Annotated in this window: 20 protein-coding genes; 11 read left to right on the top strand and 9 right to left on the bottom strand. The window is 33.9% G+C overall.

Annotation, left to right across the window (positions count from 1 at the left end; all coding sequences use genetic code 11):
- Position 1: 1 nt before the first annotated feature.
- Positions 2-757 carry a glycoside hydrolase family 16 protein gene (locus tag BIW12_RS02560; RefSeq protein WP_071183670.1) on the top strand — a complete coding sequence of 252 codons (756 nt, stop codon included), beginning with the start codon at positions 2-4 and terminating at the stop codon, positions 755-757.
- A 256-nt stretch (positions 758-1,013) separates the two neighbouring features.
- Positions 1,014-1,598 (top strand): RNA polymerase sigma factor, encoded by a 585-nt coding sequence (locus BIW12_RS02555; protein ID WP_071186085.1) that lies wholly within the window; start codon positions 1,014-1,016, stop codon positions 1,596-1,598.
- Between the two features lie 260 nt (positions 1,599-1,858).
- On the opposite strand, the gene BIW12_RS02550 is transcribed toward BIW12_RS02555, so the two are convergent.
- On the bottom strand, positions 1,859-2,506 hold the full coding sequence (locus BIW12_RS02550; protein WP_071183669.1) for an endonuclease III domain-containing protein: 648 nt from the start codon (positions 2,504-2,506) through the stop codon (positions 1,859-1,861).
- A 153-nt stretch (positions 2,507-2,659) separates the two neighbouring features.
- Here BIW12_RS02550 and bcp point away from each other — a divergent pair, with 153 nt between their 5' ends.
- Complete coding sequence (gene bcp, locus BIW12_RS02545) at positions 2,660-3,112, top strand: thioredoxin-dependent thiol peroxidase (RefSeq protein WP_071183668.1); 453 nt, start codon at positions 2,660-2,662, stop codon at positions 3,110-3,112.
- A 241-nt stretch (positions 3,113-3,353) separates the two neighbouring features.
- Here bcp and BIW12_RS02540 read toward each other — a convergent pair whose 3' ends face one another.
- Positions 3,354-3,962: an outer membrane beta-barrel protein gene (locus BIW12_RS02540; protein ID WP_071183667.1), complete on the bottom strand. Its 609-nt coding sequence runs from the start codon at positions 3,960-3,962 to the stop codon at positions 3,354-3,356.
- Positions 3,963-4,194: 232 nt separating this feature from the next.
- Complete coding sequence (locus BIW12_RS02535) at positions 4,195-5,649, bottom strand: TonB-dependent receptor (RefSeq protein WP_071183666.1); 1,455 nt, start codon at positions 5,647-5,649, stop codon at positions 4,195-4,197.
- 101 nt (positions 5,650-5,750) lie between these two features.
- Here BIW12_RS02535 and BIW12_RS02530 point away from each other — a divergent pair, with 101 nt between their 5' ends.
- The gene (locus tag BIW12_RS02530) at positions 5,751-6,515 is read left to right on the top strand and encodes an MBL fold metallo-hydrolase (RefSeq protein WP_071183665.1); all 765 of its coding nucleotides are present in this window, start codon (positions 5,751-5,753) and stop codon (positions 6,513-6,515) included.
- Between the two features lie 10 nt (positions 6,516-6,525).
- Positions 6,526-7,026: a hypothetical protein gene (locus BIW12_RS02525; RefSeq protein WP_071183664.1), complete on the top strand. Its 501-nt coding sequence runs from the start codon at positions 6,526-6,528 to the stop codon at positions 7,024-7,026.
- Positions 7,027-7,263: 237 nt separating this feature from the next.
- On the opposite strand, the gene BIW12_RS02520 is transcribed toward BIW12_RS02525, so the two are convergent.
- The 4 genes from BIW12_RS02520 to BIW12_RS02505 form a co-directional block, all read right to left on the bottom strand.
- Positions 7,264-8,217, bottom strand: coding sequence for a transketolase family protein (locus BIW12_RS02520; RefSeq protein ID WP_071183663.1), 954 nt, complete (start codon positions 8,215-8,217; stop codon positions 7,264-7,266).
- A gap of 97 nt (positions 8,218-8,314) precedes the next feature.
- Complete coding sequence (locus BIW12_RS02515) at positions 8,315-9,169, bottom strand: transketolase (RefSeq protein ID WP_071183662.1); 855 nt, start codon at positions 9,167-9,169, stop codon at positions 8,315-8,317.
- Positions 9,170-9,593: 424 nt separating this feature from the next.
- A complete protein-coding gene (locus tag BIW12_RS02510) occupies positions 9,594-10,151 on the bottom strand; it encodes an RBBP9/YdeN family alpha/beta hydrolase (protein ID WP_071183661.1) in 558 nt (185 codons plus the stop codon).
- Positions 10,152-10,748: 597 nt separating this feature from the next.
- Positions 10,749-12,311: a protein adenylyltransferase SelO gene (locus tag BIW12_RS02505; protein ID WP_071183660.1), complete on the bottom strand. Its 1,563-nt coding sequence runs from the start codon at positions 12,309-12,311 to the stop codon at positions 10,749-10,751.
- A gap of 363 nt (positions 12,312-12,674) precedes the next feature.
- Between BIW12_RS02505 and tgt the strand changes: the two genes are divergently transcribed.
- The 6 genes from tgt to BIW12_RS02475 all read left to right on the top strand — a co-directional run bounded on the left by tgt (position 12,675) and on the right by BIW12_RS02475 (position 20,017).
- A complete protein-coding gene (gene tgt / locus BIW12_RS02500) occupies positions 12,675-13,805 on the top strand; it encodes a tRNA guanosine(34) transglycosylase Tgt (protein ID WP_071183659.1) in 1,131 nt (376 codons plus the stop codon).
- An 87-nt stretch (positions 13,806-13,892) separates the two neighbouring features.
- Complete coding sequence (locus tag BIW12_RS02495; protein WP_071183658.1) at positions 13,893-14,981, top strand: LptF/LptG family permease; 1,089 nt, start codon at positions 13,893-13,895, stop codon at positions 14,979-14,981.
- A complete protein-coding gene (locus BIW12_RS02490) occupies positions 14,968-15,858 on the top strand; it encodes a DMT family transporter (RefSeq protein WP_071183657.1) in 891 nt (296 codons plus the stop codon). The genes BIW12_RS02495 and BIW12_RS02490 overlap by 14 nt, the downstream gene beginning before the upstream one ends.
- A 218-nt stretch (positions 15,859-16,076) precedes the next feature.
- Positions 16,077-17,030: an acetyl-CoA carboxylase carboxyltransferase subunit alpha gene (locus BIW12_RS02485; protein ID WP_071183656.1), complete on the top strand. Its 954-nt coding sequence runs from the start codon at positions 16,077-16,079 to the stop codon at positions 17,028-17,030.
- A gap of 143 nt (positions 17,031-17,173) precedes the next feature.
- On the top strand, positions 17,174-18,718 hold the full coding sequence (gene dnaB, locus BIW12_RS02480) for a replicative DNA helicase (protein WP_071183655.1): 1,545 nt from the start codon (positions 17,174-17,176) through the stop codon (positions 18,716-18,718).
- Positions 18,719-18,754: 36 nt separating this feature from the next.
- Positions 18,755-20,017 (top strand): asparagine synthetase B, encoded by a 1,263-nt coding sequence (locus tag BIW12_RS02475; RefSeq protein WP_071183654.1) that lies wholly within the window; start codon positions 18,755-18,757, stop codon positions 20,015-20,017.
- A 6-nt stretch (positions 20,018-20,023) separates the two neighbouring features.
- Here the strand turns inward: BIW12_RS02475 and BIW12_RS02470 are convergent, their stop codons facing one another.
- Both BIW12_RS02470 and BIW12_RS02465 read right to left on the bottom strand, forming a co-directional pair.
- A complete protein-coding gene (locus BIW12_RS02470; RefSeq protein WP_071183653.1) occupies positions 20,024-20,413 on the bottom strand; it encodes a hypothetical protein in 390 nt (129 codons plus the stop codon).
- Positions 20,414-20,570: 157 nt separating this feature from the next.
- The gene (locus BIW12_RS02465) at positions 20,571-21,242 is read right to left on the bottom strand and encodes a response regulator (protein ID WP_071183652.1); all 672 of its coding nucleotides are present in this window, start codon (positions 21,240-21,242) and stop codon (positions 20,571-20,573) included.
- Between the last annotated feature and the right edge of the window lie 5 nt (positions 21,243-21,247).

Genomic DNA, 21,247 nt, shown 5'->3' with positions numbered 1-21,247 from the left:
AATGAATAAATTTTTAATTATACTTTTCGTCAGCACCCTTTCTTTGGCCCAGCCAAAAGGGAAAAAATTAGTTTGGGAAGAACAATTTAACGCTAAAGAATTAGATTTGAATAATTGGAATGTTGAATTAGGAGATGGTTGCCCCAACTGCGGTTGGGGTAATAATGAACGCCAACTTTATACTAAAGAAAACCAACAGCTAAAAGACGGATACTTAGTGATAACAGCTAAAAAAGAAGGAGAAAAATATACTTCTTCGAGAATTACAACTAAGGGAAAAAAGGAATTTCAGTACGGCTATTTTGAAGCCAAAGCTAAATTGCCTGTTGGTTCCGGAATTTGGCCGGCTTTTTGGATGCTTGGAGCTAATATTGATAAGGTGGGTTGGCCTAAATGTGGAGAAATTGACATTTTGGAATATGTTGGTAAAGAACCTAATACCGTTTTTACATCCTTGCATACCCAGGACAGTCATGGAAATACAATTAATACAAAGAAAACTAAAATAGCAACAATTGAGCAAGGATTTCATTTGTATGCAATAGACTGGAATCCGGAAAAAATTGATTTTTATGTCGATAATCAATTGGTTTATACCTTTAATCCGGAGCATAAAACAGAGGCTATTTGGCCATATAATCAACCATTTTATTTTTTGGTAAATATGGCTATAGGCGGAAATTTTGGTGGTCCGGAAGTAGATGATGCTATTTTTCCGCAAGAGTTTAAAATAGATTATATCAAGGTTTATCAGTAAAAAAAATGGAGAGAGGAAGCAGTAAGGTTTTGGTTTTCAGAATTTAAGTTGAAATGTTGTAAAAGAATAACAATATTTTATAAAATATTGTAAAACTTTATTTTTGGTTTAATTTTTGTCAAATTTATTTACCAAGCAAGACAATTATTCGTTAAATTTGGAGAATTAATCACCTCAAAAATAGAAGCGCCTATAGTATAAAACTACTTTTTAGAAAAATACCCCAATTTAACTCATACTAAAAAGTATTACTATGATAGCTAATATTCAAATTCCAGACGCCTTGTTGGTACAGGATTATGTGGCAGGTAACGAAGAGGCCTTAGCTACTTTGATCAAAAGACACGAATCTAAAATTTACGGTTTTATATATTCAAAAGTTTCCGATAGAGATGTTGCTAACGATATTTTTCAGGACACTTTTATAAAAGTTATTAAAACCCTTAAATCCAATTCCTATAACGAGGAAGGGAAATTTCTTCCTTGGGTGATGCGTATTGCTCATAATTTGATTATCGATTATTTTAGAAAAAACAAAAAAATGCCCTTGTATCGGGAAACCGAGGAGTTTTCGGTTTTCTCCATTATGACGGATGATACGCTAACTATCGAAAATCAGTTGATTGCCAATCAGGTAGAATTAGACATTCAAAAACTGATCGAAGAACTTCCGGAAGACCAAAAAGAAGTTTTGGTGATGCGTATGTACAAAGACATGAGTTTTAAAGAAATTTCGGAAATCACAGGAGTGAGTATCAATACTTCTTTAGGGAGAATGCGTTATGCACTAATGAATTTGAGAAAAGTAATTGATAAACATCAAATTATTTTAACCAATTAAACAATATATCCAAACTTGCCACGTTCTATTCTAACGACTTAAAAAGAAAGAATAATATATGGCAAAAATTTACTCTAAAAAAAATCTAGTTACTACACAGATGAAACCTAAAAAAGAAGTTATTTCTTTTCTATTAAATTATTCCAAAGCGCTGCACATGATAAAAGTTGCAGATAATAGTTTTGAAATTATTGTAAATTAATGAAGCTAGCAATAGCTGTTTTGGTAAATCTCACTAATTATTTTAGAGTTAGTGAGATTTACTTTTTGTAGCCGTCTAAGGCGGTTTTTCGACCAATAGTTCTCGTAATAATATCTTTCTCCAAACTCCAACCACGAGCCGGCGAATATTCGCGACCATACCAGATAATTTGCAGATGCAAATCGTTCCACAATTCCTCCGGAAACAATCGTTTGGCATCTTTTTCGGTTTGAACAACACTTTTTCCATTGGTTAAATTCCAACGATACATTAAGCGGTGAATATGCGTATCTACAGGAAAAGCAGGAACTCCAAAGGCTTGTGACATGACCACACTAGCCGTTTTATGTCCCACAGCAGGCAATGCTTCCAAAGCTTCAAAACTTTGTGGTACCTTACCATCGTGTTTTTCGATTAGAATTTCCGATAAGCCGTGAATTCCTTTGGATTTCATTGGCGATAAGCCGCAAGGACGAATAATTTCCTTAATTTCCTCCACCGACATTTTTATCATATCATACGGATTATCAGCTTTAGCAAACAGTAAAGGCGTGATTTGGTTCACTCTCACATCCGTACATTGGGCCGAAAGCAAAACAGCAATCAACAGCGTATAAGGATCTTTATGGTCTAGCGGAATCGGGATGGTAGGATAGAGTTCTTTTAACGTATTTATAACAAATGTTACCCGTTCTTGTTTGGTCATTTTAGTTTAATTTTGAATGGTAAAGAAAAGAAATTTCAATGGCAATGGCAAAAAATCAATGACAATGTCAATATCAAAAAACAATAGCAATTAAAAAATAAAACTTAGTGAACTTAGCAGCAGCTTTGCGAACTTTGTGGTTAAACAAAAAATATGACAACATTAAAAAAAGGCGATAAAGCTCCCGATTTTTTTGGCGTAGACCAAGACGGAAAAGCACATCAATTAGAAGATTATAAAGGAAAAAAATTAGTTGTTTTCTTTTACCCAAAAGCAAGTACACCAGGTTGTACAGCCGAAGCCTGTGATTTAAGAGATAATTTCCAGCGTTTTCAGGCTAATAATTATGCCTTGTTAGGTGTTAGTGCCGATTCGGCAAAAGCGCAAGCCAAATTCAAAGATAAATACGAATTTCCATTTCCATTATTGGCCGACGAAGAAAAAGAAGTCATTGAGGCATTTGGCGTTTGGGGACCTAAAAAGTTCATGGGACGCGAATACGACGGCATTCACAGAACCACTTTTGTAATCGACGAAAACGGAATTATCGATGAGGTCATTGAAAATGTAAAAACCAAAGAGCACGCCGCTCAGATTTTGAAGTAAACAAAAACGCCACAAGAGAATTTCTTTGTGGCGTTTTTGTTGTTGAGTAGGTATGCGAAAGGATTCGCGCACTAACTGTGGAGTATACCCAATTTTGTCATTCCGAAGAATGAGGAATCTCATCAAGTATTTCTAGCTTTTTTCTCATCTTTGCGGGCACGGAAAATATTTCCGCGCTAACTTTGTGTTGGTATATTTGGGCAGTTGAACACAAAATAGCATTTTTTATACTTTGTCGGGATTAATTTTTTGAAGTCAAATTACTTATATCAAATAATAAATTCAAATAAAATCCATAATTTTTAGCTGTATTATTTTCACTATCCAAAGTATTCGTTAAATTTCGATCTGCTAAAACTTCAATACTTAATGATTTAGAAAAATTAATTCCTAATCCGAGTAGAACACCAACATTTGATTTTTTATAAAAGTCGTCAAGAAGTTCTTGGTCATCACGAGCGTTTTTATCTAAAATCGAAGTTAGTCTAAATCCTCCTGTTAAATAAAATCCTTTGTTATATTCTTTATTAACATCAAACTTTGTCAATAAATGTGCTTGCAATGTTTTTAATCTTACTCCGTTAAAAGCTCGCCCAATATTAGGTATATCATAACTAGCAACTTCGTTTGTAGTGTTGTAGATACCATATAGTTTTAATCCGAAGTTTTCGTTCATAATATATTCTCCAAATAATCCTAAATTAATATCACTATTTGCAGCTCCTCCACTTATTGGCCCATCAATTTCTATATCATAGAAATTTCCGCCAATTAATAATCCATAATTAAAGTCTTGAGAAAAGCCTTTTAGACTTAAAACAAAAATAACACATATAAAGAAGTGTTTCATTTTCAAAAATATTTAAAAATTATTATTTTACTAAATTTCAAATTAATGTCAACTTATATTTAGGTCTGATATAATTCGTGACTATACGCTAATATTGGTTGGATAGCTTTGACGGCAATCAAACTTTATTTATTCTCAAAAATAGGATATTTATTTCAAAAAATATTTGATAAACAAAAACGCCACAAAAGAAATTCTCCTGTGGCGTTTCAGTATTTATGAGTTTGTGTTTTTATTCCGCTAAAGTCTTATTAGGATCGTAACCAAACAGTCGTTTTTCTTTGATGATTTCTGAAACTCCGCTAGGCAGCATTGGTTCCCAGCCCGGTATTCCGTTGTTAATCATTTTTAGGACTTCACGGGAGAATACTTTTAGGTTTTCAGGGTTGTAATCTTCCACATCAATTACTTTTCCGTTGAATTTAAAGAATTTGTATAGTTCTTTCATTCGGGGATGCACTTTTAAGTTTTCAGAAGTGGTGATTTCTCCGTTTTCGTCCAGCATTGGGTATAATAATACCTTCATGTCCCGGAAGAATAATTTACCAAAAGCTTCCAGAATTCCACCACTTAAATGGCGATAGTATTTCTCGTCAAAAATATCCACAAGGTTGTTAACACCCATGGCAAGTCCCATACGGGCTTTGGTATAATTAGCAAAATATTCTACCACTTTGTAATATTCCTGGAAGTTCGAAATCATTACCGTTTGTCCTAGCGAACAAAGTAATTCGGCACGATCCATAAAATCTCTTTCGTCAATTTCACCATCGGAACGCAGGTTAGACAAGGTAATTTCGAAAATAACCAAGGTATTGTCTTTGTCCACTTTGTTTTCTTCAAGGAACATTTGTAATGATTTCTCATACATATCCATATTCACCTTGGTAACTGGACGGAAACTACCTCTAATGGCTAATATGTTTTTTTTGTATAAAACGGCAGCCGGAAGAATGTTTTTTCCTTTTGGATTGAACATTACGGCATCTGTCATTCCGTTTTTAACCAGTTGCAAACTGATTAAACGGTTGTCAACATCAGCAAAACGAGGTCCTGAGAAATTGATGGTGTCAATCTCCAGTTGGTCTTTGTCTAAATGATCGTATAAATAGCGCAGTAATTTTTTTGGGTCGTCGTATTTGTAAAAAGCGCCGTAAATTAGGTTAACACCAAGGATTCCAAGGGTTTCCTGTTGGAGTTTAGCATCCGTTTCTTTAAAACGGATATGAAGTATGATTTCGTTATACTCTTCGGTAGGGTCAATTTGGTAACTAATACCTACCCATCCGTGTCCTTTAAATTGTTTGGCAAAGTCGATTGTGGCTACCGTATTGGCGTAGCTAAAAAACATTTTGTTAGGGTGTTTCTCTCTGTTCAGTCGTTTTTCAATTAAGTCAACTTCGTGCGAGAGCATTTTCTTCAGTCGGTTTTCAGTAACATAGCGACCGTCTTTTTCAACACCATAAACGGCATCGCTAAAGTCTTTATCATAGGCCGACATTGCTTTTGCAATAGTTCCCGAAGAACCACCGGCTCTAAAAAAATGTCTTACTGTTTCCTGTCCTGCGCCAATCTCGGCAAATGTTCCATAAATATTTTCGTTTAAATTGATACGTAGTGCCTTGTCTTTTATCGAAGGGACTTGTGCAATGACTCTGTCACCTTTTAGTTTTATTTCGCTACCCATTTTTTAGTTTAATTTTATGTATTTGCCTGATGTTACAAAGTTAATTAAATAGCTAGCCTAATAAAAGAGAAATAATCCTATTTTTGTGAAAAAAATAAGATTTGAAGGTATATTTTTTAGGTACAGGTACTTCTCAGGGAATTCCGGTTATAGGTAGTGATCATCCCGTATGTAAAAGTGCGGACAGCAAGGATAAAAGACTCCGGGTTTCGATATGGATCCACTGGGATAATTATTCGTATGTTATTGATTGTGGTCCTGATTTCAGACAGCAAATGCTTGTTGCTAATTGTCAAAAAGTAGACGGAATTATTTTTACGCATGAACATGCTGATCATACTGCCGGTTTAGATGATATAAGACCGTTTAATTTTAGGCAGGGCGTGATGCCTATTTATGCACACCAACGCGTTATTGACAATATGAAAATGCGTTTTGACTATGTTTTTGAAACAGTTAATAAGTATCCGGGAGCTCCTTCGGTAAAAACGATTGAAGTAATCAATAATGAATCTTTTGCTATTGGAAACAAAATAGCTGTTCCGGTCAATGTGTCACATGGGGGTTTGCAGGTTTTTGGATATCGTATTGATGATTTTGCCTATCTAACAGATGTAAAAACAATAGAAGATGTCGAAATTGCAAAGCTTCAAAATTTAAAAGTATTAGTAATTAATGCTTTAAGGGAAGAACCGCATTTTTCACATTTTAATTTAGAAGAAGCTTTGGGATTTATTGCTTTGATAAAGCCTGAAAAGGCTTATTTAACACATATTAGCCATGTGATGGGATTTCATGAAGAAGTGCAGCAAAAACTTCCTGAGAATGTATTCCTAGCTTATGATAATTTAGAAATCACCCTATAATAATTTTACAATGAAAAAGTCATTCACGCTCTACGCCTTTATTTTATTGGTATTAATTAATATTTTTACCTATATGTTTTTAAGTAAGGAAGTGAAATTTGAGCAAAACCGATACGAAAAAACCACAAAAAAACTCAGAGACAGTGTGGCTTTGATGACTGATAAATTGATTGATGCCAATTATTTTTCTTTGGAAAATAATGAAAACGCTCAAAATTATTTTGATTCGGCTATAGCCAATAAAACAATCGCTTACGAGAAATTAATTCCTGTTGTAACCGAAAAATTGATGGATTTGAATGCTAATCCAAAAGGGAATCCTTATGTGGGACAGGATCAGATAGGGGTAAATAAATTTGTAATTAACAAAGTAAAAGTGCTAAACCACCGCTGGATTATTGCCGATTATAGTGATGGTAAAATGTGGGGAGAAGTCTTGTTGAAATATTTTGTCAATGAAGACGAAAGTATTTCTTTTGAAGTGATGCAGTCTTTGCTTTATGCTCAATAATAAGAATTTAAACCATATAAGTTTAGGTTTAAACTTATCTCTTTTGTAGTTTAATGATTCCAACGACTTTAACTTATGTGATCTAATTTAAAAACTATAAACAAGAAACTAGATAAACAAAGGCTTATATGACTTATATGTTATAAAAATTCCTTAAAATTAAAATGCTTCTTCAAAACAAAAATCCCATCTCGTTTAGAACAAGATGGGATTTTTAATATATTTTAGAATCTCGAATTATTTTCTTTTAATAACTCTTTCTACAGCTTCAACAATCGCTTGATTGTTTAATTTGTATTTTTCCATTAATTGCTCAGGAGTACCTGATTCACCAAAACTATCTCTAACAGCTACAAATTCTTGTGGAGTAGGATTGTTTACAGCTAATACACCTGCAATACTTTCTCCAAGACCACCAAGGTAGTTGTGTTCTTCAGCTGTTACGATACATTTAGTTTTAGCTACCGATTTCAAAATAGCTTCTGCATCTAATGGTTTAATAGTGTGGATGTTGATTACTTCAGCAGAAATTCCTTTTTCTTCTAATTTCTCAGCAGCAATTAAAGCTTCCCAAACCAAGTGACCTGTAGCAACAATAGTTACATCAGTACCTTCGTTTAACATGATTGCTTTTCCAATGATAAATGGTTCGTCAGCAGGAGTAAAGTTAGGTACAACCGGACGTCCAAAACGCAAGTAAGCAGGACCGTGGTGGTCAGCTAATGCAATTGTAGCCGCTTTTGTTTGGTTGTGGTCACAAGTGTTGATAACAGTCATTCCCGGCAACATTTTCATCAAACCGATATCTTCAAGGATTTGGTGAGTTGCACCGTCTTCTCCTAAAGTTAATCCGGCGTGAGAAGCACAGATTTTTACGTTTTTATCAGAGTAAGCAACCGATTGACGAATTTGGTCATAAACCCTTCCTGTAGAAAAGTTAGCAAAAGTTCCTGTAAATGGAATTTTTCCACCAATAGTTAATCCTGCAGCAATTCCAATCATGTTTGCTTCAGCAATTCCGATTTGGAAAAAACGCTCCGGGTGATTTTTCTTGAAATCATCAAATTTCAATGATCCAATTAAATCGGCACAAAGTGCTACAACATTTTCATTCTTTTGACCTAATTCAGTCATTCCCACTCCAAAACCTGAACGGGTATCTTTACTTCCTGTATTTATATATTTTTTCATTTGTTTTTTTTGAGTTACTGAGCCTCTAAGACTCTAAGATGCTAAGTTTTAAAATCTATCCCGATAACTATCGGGACGTTGATCTCTAATCTGAAATTCAATAATCTGAATTGCCTCCAGTATTATAGTTTTGTCCTAAAGCGTTTTCAAGTTGAGCATCATTAGGTGCTTTACCGTGCCAAGCATGACTGTACATCATATAATCTACACCGTTACCCATTTCAGTATGTAATAATACACAAACTGGTTTTCCTTTTCCTGTTCTTGCTTTTGCTTCAGCCATTCCTCCAATGATAGCTTCAACATCATTTCCTTTAGTGATTTCAACCACTTCCCAGTCAAAAGCTTCAAATTTAGCACGAAGGCTACCCATTGCTAAAACTTCGTCAGTAGTACCGTCAATTTGTTTTCCGTTAAGGTCAACAGTTGCAATTAAGTTATCTACTCCTTTAGCAGAAGCATACATAATAGCTTCCCAGTTTTGACCTTCCTGTAATTCACCATCACCGTGAAGTGTGTAAACGATATGCTTGTCGTTGTTTAGTTTTTTAGCTTGCGCTGCTCCAATTGCTACTGATAATCCTTGACCTAGAGAACCAGATGCAATACGTACTCCCGGCAAGTTGTCGTGAGTTGTTGGATGTCCTTGTAATCTTGAATTTAACAAACGGAAAGTTGCCAATTCTGAAACTGGAAAATAACCGCTTCTTGCCAGAACACTATAAAAAACAGGAGAGATGTGTCCGTTTGATAAGAAGAATAAATCTTCACCAATACCGTCCATATCCCAACCTTCTTTGCGGTCCATTATGTTTTGATATAAGGCTACCAAAAATTCAGTACAGCCTAGAGAACCTCCCGGGTGACCTGAATTAACAGCGTGAACCATTCGAAGGATGTCTCTTCTTACTTGGATAATTAAATCGTTTAATTGTTGAGTGTTAGGTTTCATTTTGAGTGTAAAAGTTAATAAACTTTTGCAAATGTAATTTTTATTTTGCCGTAAGACAAATGATTTTTATAATTGTTTGATTGCAATTGTATTAGGAATAACAGCTCTAAATGAGGTTTTGGTTTCTTTATGGAGAAAATAGATGAATTTTATAAATGTAAATTCAACACTAATTTTTTTAATTGATACTTATCGAGTCATTGCTATTAGTGATTTGATGGAATTTGATGTCTAAGTTAGCGTCTTTTAATTTTTCCAGTACTTTTAGTTTTTTAAGTTCATTTTCAGAATTATTTTAGAGAGCAATTTTTTTTGGAAGATAGCTGTGTTTTAACAATTTTATTTATGAATGTTAGAAAATGATTTTAGGTAGTGTTTTTGGAAAACGTTATAGTAATAAAAAAGCCCCGGATGAGGCCTTCGTTTAATTCTTGTTTTCAGTAATTAGCTGTAGTAAAGTTTGTAATATTTCTTGTCCTTCTTCCCAAAGTCCCAGTTGTGAATCCAGATTCAAATGTCCTTTTGGGCCAACATTGTAAAATAGACTTCCCCATTTTTGAGCTAAAAATTCGGCTCTTTCTGCCGAAATGTAAGGGTCGTTAGAGCTGGTAATTACAATAGATGGATATTTTAATTTATCTAAAGGAATAGGAGCGAAGTTCCAGGTTTCTTCGGGAGTATGAGTTGCCGATTCTACATCGGCGGGAGCTACCAGTAAAGCACCAGCAATTTTGCTGCTGTCATTTTGTTGAGACCAATGAGCAACTAAAGAAACGGCTAAACTATGAGCGACAATAATAATGGATGTTTCGATACTTTTGATAGTAGCATCCAGATTGCTTAACCAATCCTTTAATTGTGGTTGATTCCAATTGTTTTGAACTACTTTTTTTGCATTTGGAAAATGATGTAACCAATTGTCCTGCCAATGTCCTGTTGTCGAATCTCCTAATCCGGGAACTATTAATATGCTGTACTCCATAATTATTTTATACTATTAAGAATACTACAAAGCTATGAAATCCCAATTTATTATATCAAATTAGTCTAATAAAAGTTGAGTGAATAATTTTTGTTTTTTTATTTAATAAATTCTTAGATGCTCAGGCAGTTTTAAGTTTATTTTTTTAAGCAAAATAGGAGTAAGTATGATTCCTGATAAGTTACAAATAAAAGTATAGTCAAAAAATAAATCAGACATATTTTTTAAAATCAAACTAATTATAATTGATATTGAAATGAAAATTATAGTATTAGTATAACATAAGAATTTAACAGTAAATTCTTTTTCTCTGCAATAATAAATTATTAATAACGGCCAATAATAGTAGAAAGCATGAAATGTTTTTAGTAAAAGTATTGGCCAAATATTAATATGTTGTGTAAATATCTCTATTATGAAATATAGTATACAGGATATTAATGTTTCTGTAAACCAAATTATTGCTAATGTCTTTAAAACGTCAGAAAGTCTCATTCTTATTTAATTCTTTAATCAAATATAAAAAAAGATTTCTTACAAAATAAAAAAGTACAGCGAAAGCTGTACTTTTAAGATTTAATAGTTTGTAATCGAAAATTAAGAACTACAAGACAACATAGAACAACCCACTTTGTTTCTTGCCCAATCGGGACGTTTGGCGAACCATTTTTCCTGGTCTTCTTGTTCAGAATAGGGCTTTTTTAATAAATTGAAAAGTTCGTCAATTAGGCCGTACTCTCCTTTGTCGGCGGCATCGATGGCGAGTTGTGCCATGTAATTTCGCAATACATATTTTGGGTTGATGGCGTTCATTTTTTCAGTGCGTTCGGTATCAGTTCCTTTTTCTAATTGCAAACGAATACTGTATTTATTGAACCATTTATTCCATGCTTCAGTTATTTCAGGCAATTGTTCGATGGGACCATAAAAAGCATCCTGAATAATCGTAATTCCTTTTCCCGGATTTTCTTTTGAAAAACGACTCAGGTTTCTATAGAAAATGGTCATATCCGTTTCGGTTAAATGCAAATTGTTTTCTAATTCCTGAATGAGTTTTTGATCGTTTTCTTCTTCAGTGAAAAGACCAATTTTAGAAAGCATCATATTCAAATATTTGGTTTCGAAACTAGTACCAAAATCAGCGAGAACTTTTTCTAATCCTTCTGTTTCATTAATAAGAGGATATAAAGCATTGGCGAGTTGGTATAAATTCCAAAGCACAATATTAGGTTGGTTGCCATAACGGTAACGCTTGTGTTGTGAATCGGTTGTATTAGGAGTCCAGCCATAATCATAACCTTCGAGCCAGCCGTAAGGTCCGTAATCAATGGTTAGTCCCAGGATTGACATATTATCGGTATTCATTACTCCGTGTACAAAACCCACACGTTGCCAGTGAATGACCATTTCCAGACTGTTTTCGGCCACTTTTTTGAAAAATTGGAGATAGCTTTCTTTTGAAGGCGTACCTAATTCAGGATAAAAATGTTTGATGGTATAATCAACCAGTGTTTTTAGTGTTTCAATGTCATTGCGAACTGCTAAGATTTGGTAGTTTCCAAAACGCAAAAAGCTAGGCGCAATCCGGCTTACGATGGCTCCTTTTTCGTAAGCAGGATTGCCATTATAAAGTACATCTCTTAAAACTTCGTCACCAGATAGGGCTAATGATAAAGCTCGGGTAGTAGGAACGCCAAGATGAAACATGGCTTCGCTGCATAAATATTCCCGAATAGAAGAACGCAAAACGGCTAATCCATCGGCGGTTCTGGAATAGGGAGTTTTTCCAGCGCCTTTAAGTTGGATTGCCCAGCGTTGCTTGTTATGCACGATTTCGGTTAAATTAATGGCGCGACCATCGCCCAATTGTCCTGCCCAGTTGCCAAATTGATGTCCACCGTAGCACATGGCATAAGGTTGGGTGTTAGGCAAAACTTCGTTTCCTGTAAAAACGTTTTTGAATTCGTCCGATTGTGCATCAGCTGTTGCTAATCCTAAGTTTTCCAGCATTTCCGATGAAACGTGGATGATTTGAGGATTTGCTGTTTTTGTAGGTGTTACAAATGAAAAACAAGCATTTTCAACCTGTCTGACGTAGTTTTCTGTAATTGGGTCGGCGGGTAATTCTTTGTTGAAAGTATCTTGGATGTTGAGTTTCATTGTGTTTTAAGTAAAATTATTAGTTATACAAAGTTACGAATATAAACACACTTAAATTTACCATTAAGGAGTTAAGGAAGTATAGGTTTGATGGATTTAGAATTCTTATTGGTTTGTGAAAAAGTTAGCTGCGAATTCACTAATTGTTTTGGAAGTCAGAATTACAATGAATTCAATAGGTGGTTTAAGTGTTTTGGTATAAGAATTTGTGTAATTAAAAACAGCTGGTAATTTGTGTTTGTTGGTGTAATTTGTGGTGGAAACTTTTAAAAGTCAACACTCTGATTTTGCTGTTAAAAATAAGTGACTTTTTCCAAATTAAACTATCTTTGCCAGCCGAACAATCGGTAGAAAAACCTTAGTATGAAGTTTGATTTATTACAAAAAGACCCACTTTCTAAAGCCAGAGCGGGAAGCATTACCACAGATCACGGTGTAATTGAAACGCCTATTTTTATGCCTGTAGGCACTGTTGCCTCGGTAAAAGGGGTGCATCAGAGAGAATTAAAAAACGATATTAATCCTGATATTATTCTTGGAAATACCTATCATTTGTATTTGCGTCCACAGACTAAAATTTTAGAAGCAGCGGGTGGTTTGCATAAATTCATGAATTGGGATCGTAATATTTTGACGGATTCTGGAGGTTATCAGGTGTATTCTCTTTCGAATAGCCGAAAAATTAAGGAAGAAGGGGTGAAGTTTAAATCGCATATTGATGGTTCGTATCATGTGTTTACGCCCGAAAATGTGATGGAAATTCAGCGTACTATTGGAGCTGATATCATTATGGCTTTTGACGAATGTACGCCTTATCCTTGCGATTATAATTATGCGAAACGTTCGATGCACATGACCCACCGTTGGTTAGACCGTTGTATCAATCATCTGGACAAAGTGCCGGTGAAATATGGTTATGATCAAGCTTTTTTTCCTATTGTTCAGGGAAGTACTTACAAAGATTTAAGACGTCAATCGGCTGAATATATTGCTAATTCCGGTCAGGTAGGAAATGCCATTGGAGGATTGTCAGTTGGTGAACCTGCTGAGGAAATGTATGCGATGACTGAGGTGGTTACCGAAATTTTGCCGGAAGACAAACCGCGTTATTTGATGGGAGTGGGAACTCCGATTAATATTTTAGAAAATATTGCACTAGGAATTGATATGTTTGATTGTGTGATGCCTACCCGTAATGCCAGAAACGGAATGTTGTTTACGGCTAACGGAACAATCAATATCAAGAATAAAAAATGGGAAGCCGATTTTTCGCCAATTGACGAAATGGGAATCACATTTGTGGATACCGAATATACCAAAGCCTATTTACGTCACCTATTTGCAGCTAATGAATATCTTGGAAAACAAATTGCTACGATTCATAATTTAGGTTTTTATATGTGGTTAGTTCGTGAGGCCAGAAAACATATTTTGGCAGGCGATTTCAGACCTTGGAAAGAGATGATGGTAAAAAACATGAGCCAACGCTTGTAAAAAAAAGCTGGGAGTTAGATGATGGAAGCTGGGAGTTTCTCAGTACTTGACTTCTAATTTCTAACTTCTAACTTCTAACTTTAAAGTATGTTAACGATATTAGATAGGTACATTCTTAAAAGATATTTAGCCACTTTTATGGCTATGTTGTTGATGTTTATCCCTATTGGGATTATAATTGACGTTTCGGAAAAGATTAATAAGATGATTGAGAATAAAGTTCCATTTATGGACGTTGTTGTCTATTACGGTAATTTTACTATCTATTTTGCAAATGCGTTATTCCCAATATTTTTGTTTTTGTCAATTATTTGGTTTACTTCAAAATTGGCCAATAATACTGAGATTATAGCTATTTTGAGTTCGGGGATTTCTTTTACTCGTTTTTTAAGACCATTTATCATTGGAGCTACAATAGTTTCTATTGGAGTTTTATTAATGGGATTTTATGTAGTTCCAAAAGCCAGTGAAGGGTTCAATAATTTTCGATACATGTACTTGAGATCGGGAGGTAGAGAGCAAATGGTTGGCGACAATACAGATGTTTACCGACAATTGAATAATAAGGAATTCTTGTATGTAAGTAATTTTAATAGTTCTTCTAAGATGGCTTTTAATTTTGTTTTAGAGAAATTTGATAAAGAAAAAATGGTTTCTAAAATTACTGCCAGCAGGATTAAATGGAATGAAAAAGACAGTACTTATACTTTATACGATTATACTAAAAGAACAGTAGGAGAATTAGGGGATAAGATTGAAGTTTTGCCTGAAAAAAATCTGAAGTTTAAATTTGAACTCGAAGATTTAACTCCTGTGGTTTATATTGCTGAAACTCTAAGAGTGGGCGAGTTAATCGATTTTATTGATAAGGAAAGAAAAAGAGGTTCGTCTAATATCAAGGTTTATTCGGTGGTTTTGTATAAGAAATTCAGCGTTCCGGTTTCGGCATTTATTCTCACAGTTATTGCTGTTGCGGTATCCTCGATGAAAAGGAGGGGAGGAATGGGAATGAATTTGACCATAGGAATTGCTGTGGCATTTAGTTTTGTGTTTTTTGATAAGATTTTTGGAGTTTTGGCCGAGAAATCGACTTTTCCTCCTATGTTAGCTGTTTGGTTTTCAAATATCGTTTTTGGAATTCTGGCTGTATATCTACTGCGCAATGCCAAACGATAGACTTAAAAGCTATTTGAATCTCCATCTTATAGTATTTATTTGGGGATTTACTGCCATACTTGGTGCTTTGATTACAGTGGATGCCGATGTTATTGTTTGGTATCGAATGCTTTTAGCAGCTTTGTTTTTAGGTTTTTATAACTTTTATTCCAGAAGATCTTTTCGTATTCCTTTGTTTTCTCTGCTTAAATTAAGCTTTGTAGGTTTGTTAATTGCACTGCATTGGATTTTTTTCTTTCATGCCATACATGTTTCCAATGTATCGATTACTTTGTCTGTTTTTTCATTGGGTGCTTTTCTGGCTTCATTGTTAGAACCCTTGTTTTATGGGCGAAAAGTGCTTTGGTACGAAGTGTTTTTTGGTTTGGTTATTATTGCGGCATTGTCAGTAATTATGCAGGTCGAAATGGCTTATTTTGAAGGAATGTTGTTTGCCTTGGTTTCTATAATTTTAGGAGTTTTGTTTACCTTATCTAATGGGAAATTAATTCTGAAGCACGATTCGGCGGTGATTACATTTTATGAGTTTCTGGCTGGAATATTTTTCATTAGTGGTTATTTTCTTTGGAAAAATAAATTTACTGCGGACTTTTTTGATGTTTCTTTTAATGACTGGACACTGTTGTTTGTTTTATCCAGTGTTTGTACTGCTTATGCTTTTACAGCTTCGGTAAAAGTAATGAAGCAATTAAGTCCTTATACGGTAATGCTGACAACTAATCTGGAACCTGTTTACGGAATTGTTCTGGCTTACTTTATTATTGGAGAAAAAGAAAAAATGAGTGCCTTGTTTTATGTAGGAGCAGTTGTTATTATCGTGACGGTAATATTAAATGGTATTTTAAAACACCGAAGAAGATTAGTAAAAAATAATTAATATGATTTAAGAAGTTGGATTCAAAGGAATTGATTTCTATTTGAAAGATAAAAATTAACGTTGATAATCAGCTGAATGAATTCTTTTTAGATGTATTCTAAAAGAATTGTAATGTAGATTTTATGGTGACAGCTTCACTAAAATAAAAAATAAGAGGGTGTAAATGATTTAATATTTTATATTTGCACTTCCAAATAAAATAATAACGCACAAATCCTATGGAATATTTAGATTTTGAGCTTCCAATAAAAGAACTTGAAGATCAGTTAGAAAAATGTCAAGTTATTGGGCAGGAATCAGATGTTGATGTTACCGCTACATGCAATCAAATCAACGATAAACTGATTGAGACTAAGAAAAATATCTATGAAAATCTTACTGCCTGGCAACGTGTGCAATTGTCAAGACATCCAAGCAGACCTTATACCTTAGACCACGTTAGAGGACTTTGTGGAGATACATTTTTAGAACTTCATGGAGACAGAGGATTTAAAGATGATAAAGCCATGATAGGTGGTTTAGGAAAAATTGGCGGTCAATCTTTTATGATTATTGGTCAACAAAAGGGATACAATACTAAAACGCGTCAGTACAGAAACTTTGGAATGGCTAATCCTGAAGGTTATCGTAAAGCTTTGCGATTGATGAAAATGGCCGAAAAGTTTAATATTCCAGTAGTTACTTTAATAGATACTCCGGGAGCTTATCCAGGTTTAGAAGCTGAAGAGCGCGGACAAGGTGAAGCTATTGCCAGAAATATTTACGAAATGGTTTTGCTTAAAGTGCCTATTATTACCATCATTGTTGGTGAAGGTGCTTCAGGTGGGGCTTTAGGAATAGGAGTTGGAGACCGTGTTTACATGCTTGAAAACACTTGGTATTCGGTTATTTCTCCTGAGTCTTGTTCTTCTATTTTATGGAAAAGCTGGGAGTATAAAGAAAAAGCAGCTGAGGCATTAAAATTGACTTCTGCTGATATGAAAAAACAAGAATTAATAGATGATATTATTCCTGAACCATTAGGAGGAGCTCATTATGACAGAGAGACTACTTTCAGAACAGTTGAACAGTATATCTTAAAAGGATACAACGAATTGAAAGATTTATCAACAGCTGATTTAATTGCTCAGAGAATGGATAAATACACTAAAATGGGTGAATTCAAAGAATAATAAACTTATTTTAAAATGATAATCCGTCTCGTTTACTAACGAGACGGATTTTTTTTGGTTATAAACAAAATCGACTTAGTTATAAACATATTCGTGTAATAACTAAACTGTGTTTTTTTTAAAATTTATGTTACTTTCGTGCTATGGAAAATTTCAAGAATGTTAAGCCTGTTAAGGTAGATAAAACTACAATCATAAATTTAGAAAAAGGAAAACTTCCTCCACAAGCTATTGAATTAGAGGAAGCTGTACTGGGTGCAATGATGATTGATAAAAAAGGGGTTGATGATGTCATTGATATTCTTCAGTCTGACGCATTCTATAAAGAATCTCATAAGCATATTTTTGAAGCAATTGTACAGTTGTTTACTGAAACACAACCTATCGATTTGTTGACTGTTTCGGCTCAGTTAAAAAAGAATGGAAAATTAGAGTTAGCAGGAGGCGATTTTTATTTAATTCAGTTAACACAAAAAATATCTTCATCAGCACATATTGAATTTCACTCAAGGATTATTCTTCAGAAATTTATTCAACGCAGTTTAATTCGTATTTCATCTGAAATTATCGAAGATTCCTATGATGAAACTACCGATGTTTTTGATTTGTTAGACAAAGCAGAATCAAAACTTTACGAAGTTACCCAGGGAAATATTAAACGTAGTTCGGAAACTGCACAAAGTTTAGTTTTACAAGCCAAAAAGAAAATTGAAGAAATTAGTAAAAAAGAAGGATTGAGTGGTGTTGAAACCGGTTTTACTAATTTAGATAAACTAACTTCAGGATGGCAGCCAAGTGACTTGATTATTATTGCGGCTCGTCCGGCAATGGGAAAAACAGCTTTTGTATTGTCAATGGCAAGAAATATGGCAATTGATTACGGACACGGAGTAGCTGTATTTTCGCTGGAGATGGCTTCTGTACAATTGATCACTCGTTTGATTTCGTCTGAAACAGGTTTGTCGTCTGAGAAATTACGTACTGGTAAATTAGAACCACACGAGTGGACTATGCTAAGTACTAAGGTTAAAGACTTAGAAAAAGCACCTTTATTTATTGATGATACGCCTTCGCTTTCTATTTTTGATTTACGAGCAAAAGCAAGACGTTTGCATTCACAACACGGTATAAAGATTATTATTATCGATTATTTGCAGTTGATGACCGCTGGTGGAAATTCAAAAGGTGGAGGAAATCGTGAGCAGGAGATCTCGACTATTTCCCGAAACTTAAAGGCTTTAGCCAAAGAATTGAATGTTCCTGTAATTGCACTTTCACAGTTATCGCGTGCCGTTGAGACGCGTGGTTCCAGTAAGCGACCTTTGCTTTCTGACCTTCGTGAATCGGGAGCGATTGAGCAGGATGCTGATATTGTATCGTTTTTATACCGTCCTGAATATTATAAAATTGACGAATGGGATGATGATGAAGCAGCACCAACTGCAGGTCAGGCCGAAATCATGATTGCAAAACACCGTAATGGTGGAATCGAAAATGTTCGTTTGAAATTCTTAGGACATTTAGGTAAGTTTGACAATTTAGATGATTATAGCGGAGGTTATGATGACGATTTACCTTCGGCAATGAATCAGGATGATAATTCTTATATTACTAAAAATCTGCCTTCACCTCATGAAGCTTTTGGAAGTAATTTGAATGATGACGATGACGACGATATGCCTTTCTAAGATAAAAAAATGCTATATTTGAAATAAAACATTCCAATGCTTTTTAGAAAAATAGCTTTCCTCATAATTATCTTAATTTCTTTTTCAGTAAAGGCTTCTTTTATTTTGTTGCCAATGGATGAGAATTCACAGCAAAATCACCTTAAAGCTTACGGAATTACCTATTGGTGTCTGGATAAAAAATACAAGGCGAGTTGGCTGCTTAATTATCGCGGTGGCTCGTTTTTATTACCCGATGCAGCTGAAATTCGAAAAGAATGCCAAATTAGAGGAGTAAGTTTCGAAATTTTATCAGATAATGAACAGCAGGTTATTTTAAACGAAATTGCAAGTCCATCGCAAAATATGGAAAATGTGATTTTGGAAAAAGCACCCAAGATTGCTGTTTATACGCCTAAAGGAAAACAACCTTGGGATGATGCCGTAACTTTGGTTTTAACCTATGCCGAAATTCCTTTTACCGCTATTTATGATGAAGAAGTTTTAAGTGACCAATTAGTTCTGTATGATTGGTTGCATTTGCATCATGAAGATTTTACGGGACAATACGGTAAATTTTATAGTTCATATCGAAATGTGCCCTGGTATATCGAACAAAAAAAAGAAGCTGAAAATCTGGCTGTCAAATTGGGTTATGCTAAAGTTTCGCAAGAAAAAGGAGCTGTAGCTAAAAAAATCAGAGATTTTGTTATCGGTGGCGGATTTATGTTTGCCATGTGTTCGGCAACGGATAGTTTTGATATTGCTTTATCAGCTGATGGAGTAGATATTTGCGAATCAATGTTTGATGGCGATCCGAGTGAAGCTAATTATCAGTCGAAATTAAATTATGGTAATTCTTTAGCATTTAAAGATTTTATTTTAGAAAGAAGTCCTGAAAAGTATGAGTTTTCAGATATTGATATGACCGAAAAAAGAATCGTCCCAATGGAGAAAGATTATTTTACGCTAATGGAATTTTCGGCCAAATGGGATCCAATTCCTTCTATGTTATGTCAAAATCATACCCAACTCGTGAAAGGATTTATGGGACAAACTACAGCTTTTGATGCCAGATTGATAAAATCTAATGTTTTGACATTAGGGACTTGTGAGCTAAATGGAGAATCCAGATACATTCACGGACAAAAAGGAAAAGGAATGTTCAGTTTTTATGGAGGACACGATCCGGAAGATTACCAACACAAAGTAGGGGATGCTCCTACAGTTTTAGATTTACATCCTAATTCACCAGGTTATCGATTGATTTTAAATAATGTTTTGTTTCCTGCTGCGAGAAAAAAACAACAAAAAACCTAGTATTTATTAATCGATTTTTAATTTATACTTTAAGCCATTAATATCAGTTGCTATTATTTCTTTATAATTAATATCCTCACTGATAATTTCAATTTCATTATTGTTTTTTTCTTTTAAAATTCCGATTCCGACTTCATTTTCAAGATTAATAATTCCATTTACTTGTTCGCCATTTTCATTTGTTCCTGTAAATTGATGATCGTATTTCTTATTATTTCGGGGGGAATAATAATAAAAATAGTTTGACTTATAAATGTTGGATGTTTTTATCTTCTGTTTCTCAGTTGTCTCTTTTTTCGAAATGAGATTTTGTTTATCATCATTGGAGCAGGAACTCGAATTTATTAATAATCCTATTATTATAAATTTGGATAGACTATTCATTTTAGTTCTCATAGTTGATTTATTTTAACTATGTCGTTTAGTTTTTATTAGTGGTAGTTTTAATGTAGATTGGAATCCAAATCTATAACTAATAAAAATATTTTTTTTACGGAAAACCGTAAACAGAGAACTTTTTTATGAAGGAATTATTAATTCTAATAGATTGATTTTAGATTAATCCCATGTCTTTTGCTATAGCAATAAGGTGTACATTGTTATTTGCTTTGAAGTAGGTTTTGAGTTTGTTAAGGCGTTTTTCAATACTACTATTTCCGTTTGGGACAATTCCTGATTTTTTAAATTCGGTTGCAATTTCGTTTATAATTAATCCTTTGGATAATGATTTTAATAATGAAATATCATAAGATTCTATTTCGATTATAGATTTTTCTGTTGATGTATTAGTGTTTATTTCCGGTAATAAAATTCCAGTTTCGTTATTGTAAATTCGGTTAATTGCTTTTTCTAATTCTTTAATGCTATTTCTGCCTTTTATCACATAAGCATCAATCTTTAAAATATTGAATAAAGATTTTATTTTAAAAGATTTATCTTCAATAGAAAAGACAATTGTTTTGATGTTTGGTTGTGTTTTTTTTGCAGCAGCAATAAGTTCTTCGCCATTAATAAGTTTATTTTCTCTGTGGTCTTGTTTAAAAGATAAGTCGCTTATTAATAAATCGAATGGTTTTTTTTCAGCTAATGCTTTTTTAATTCTTATATGAGCGTCATCACAATATTTTACGTGTTGAATATCGTCTATAGAAAGTTCTTCTAAGGTGTGTATGATGGATTGACTAATAGAATCTAAATCTTCGGCAATTAATACTTTTTTAAACATATTGA

Source organism: Flavobacterium commune, assembly GCF_001857965.1.
In the GTDB taxonomy this organism is placed as follows: Bacteria; Bacteroidota; Bacteroidia; order Flavobacteriales; family Flavobacteriaceae; genus Flavobacterium; species Flavobacterium commune.
This window is presented reverse-complemented; position numbering and strand designations above follow the sequence as displayed.

Coding starts and splice junctions, on each gene's coding strand:
- BIW12_RS02560 (WP_071183670.1), top strand. CDS start 2: ATGAATAAATTTTTAATTATACTTTTCGTCAGCACCCTTTCTTTGGCC.
- BIW12_RS02550 (WP_071183669.1), bottom strand. CDS start 2,506: ATGACCAAACAAGAACGGGTAACATTTGTTATAAATACGTTAAAAGAA.
- bcp (WP_071183668.1), top strand. CDS start 2,660: ATGACAACATTAAAAAAAGGCGATAAAGCTCCCGATTTTTTTGGCGTA.
- BIW12_RS02540 (WP_071183667.1), bottom strand. CDS start 3,962: ATGAAACACTTCTTTATATGTGTTATTTTTGTTTTAAGTCTAAAAGGC.
- BIW12_RS02535 (WP_071183666.1), bottom strand. CDS start 5,649: ATGGGTAGCGAAATAAAACTAAAAGGTGACAGAGTCATTGCACAAGTC.
- BIW12_RS02525 (WP_071183664.1), top strand. CDS start 6,526: ATGAAAAAGTCATTCACGCTCTACGCCTTTATTTTATTGGTATTAATT.
- BIW12_RS02520 (WP_071183663.1), bottom strand. CDS start 8,217: ATGAAAAAATATATAAATACAGGAAGTAAAGATACCCGTTCAGGTTTT.
- BIW12_RS02515 (WP_071183662.1), bottom strand. CDS start 9,169: ATGAAACCTAACACTCAACAATTAAACGATTTAATTATCCAAGTAAGA.
- BIW12_RS02510 (WP_071183661.1), bottom strand. CDS start 10,151: ATGGAGTACAGCATATTAATAGTTCCCGGATTAGGAGATTCGACAACA.
- BIW12_RS02505 (WP_071183660.1), bottom strand. CDS start 12,311: ATGAAACTCAACATCCAAGATACTTTCAACAAAGAATTACCCGCCGAC.
- tgt (WP_071183659.1), top strand. CDS start 12,675: ATGAAGTTTGATTTATTACAAAAAGACCCACTTTCTAAAGCCAGAGCG.
- BIW12_RS02495 (WP_071183658.1), top strand. CDS start 13,893: ATGTTAACGATATTAGATAGGTACATTCTTAAAAGATATTTAGCCACT.
- BIW12_RS02490 (WP_071183657.1), top strand. CDS start 14,968: ATGCCAAACGATAGACTTAAAAGCTATTTGAATCTCCATCTTATAGTA.
- BIW12_RS02485 (WP_071183656.1), top strand. CDS start 16,077: ATGGAATATTTAGATTTTGAGCTTCCAATAAAAGAACTTGAAGATCAG.
- dnaB (WP_071183655.1), top strand. CDS start 17,174: ATGGAAAATTTCAAGAATGTTAAGCCTGTTAAGGTAGATAAAACTACA.
- BIW12_RS02475 (WP_071183654.1), top strand. CDS start 18,755: ATGCTTTTTAGAAAAATAGCTTTCCTCATAATTATCTTAATTTCTTTT.
- BIW12_RS02470 (WP_071183653.1), bottom strand. CDS start 20,413: ATGAGAACTAAAATGAATAGTCTATCCAAATTTATAATAATAGGATTA.
- BIW12_RS02465 (WP_071183652.1), bottom strand. CDS start 21,242: ATGTTTAAAAAAGTATTAATTGCCGAAGATTTAGATTCTATTAGTCAA.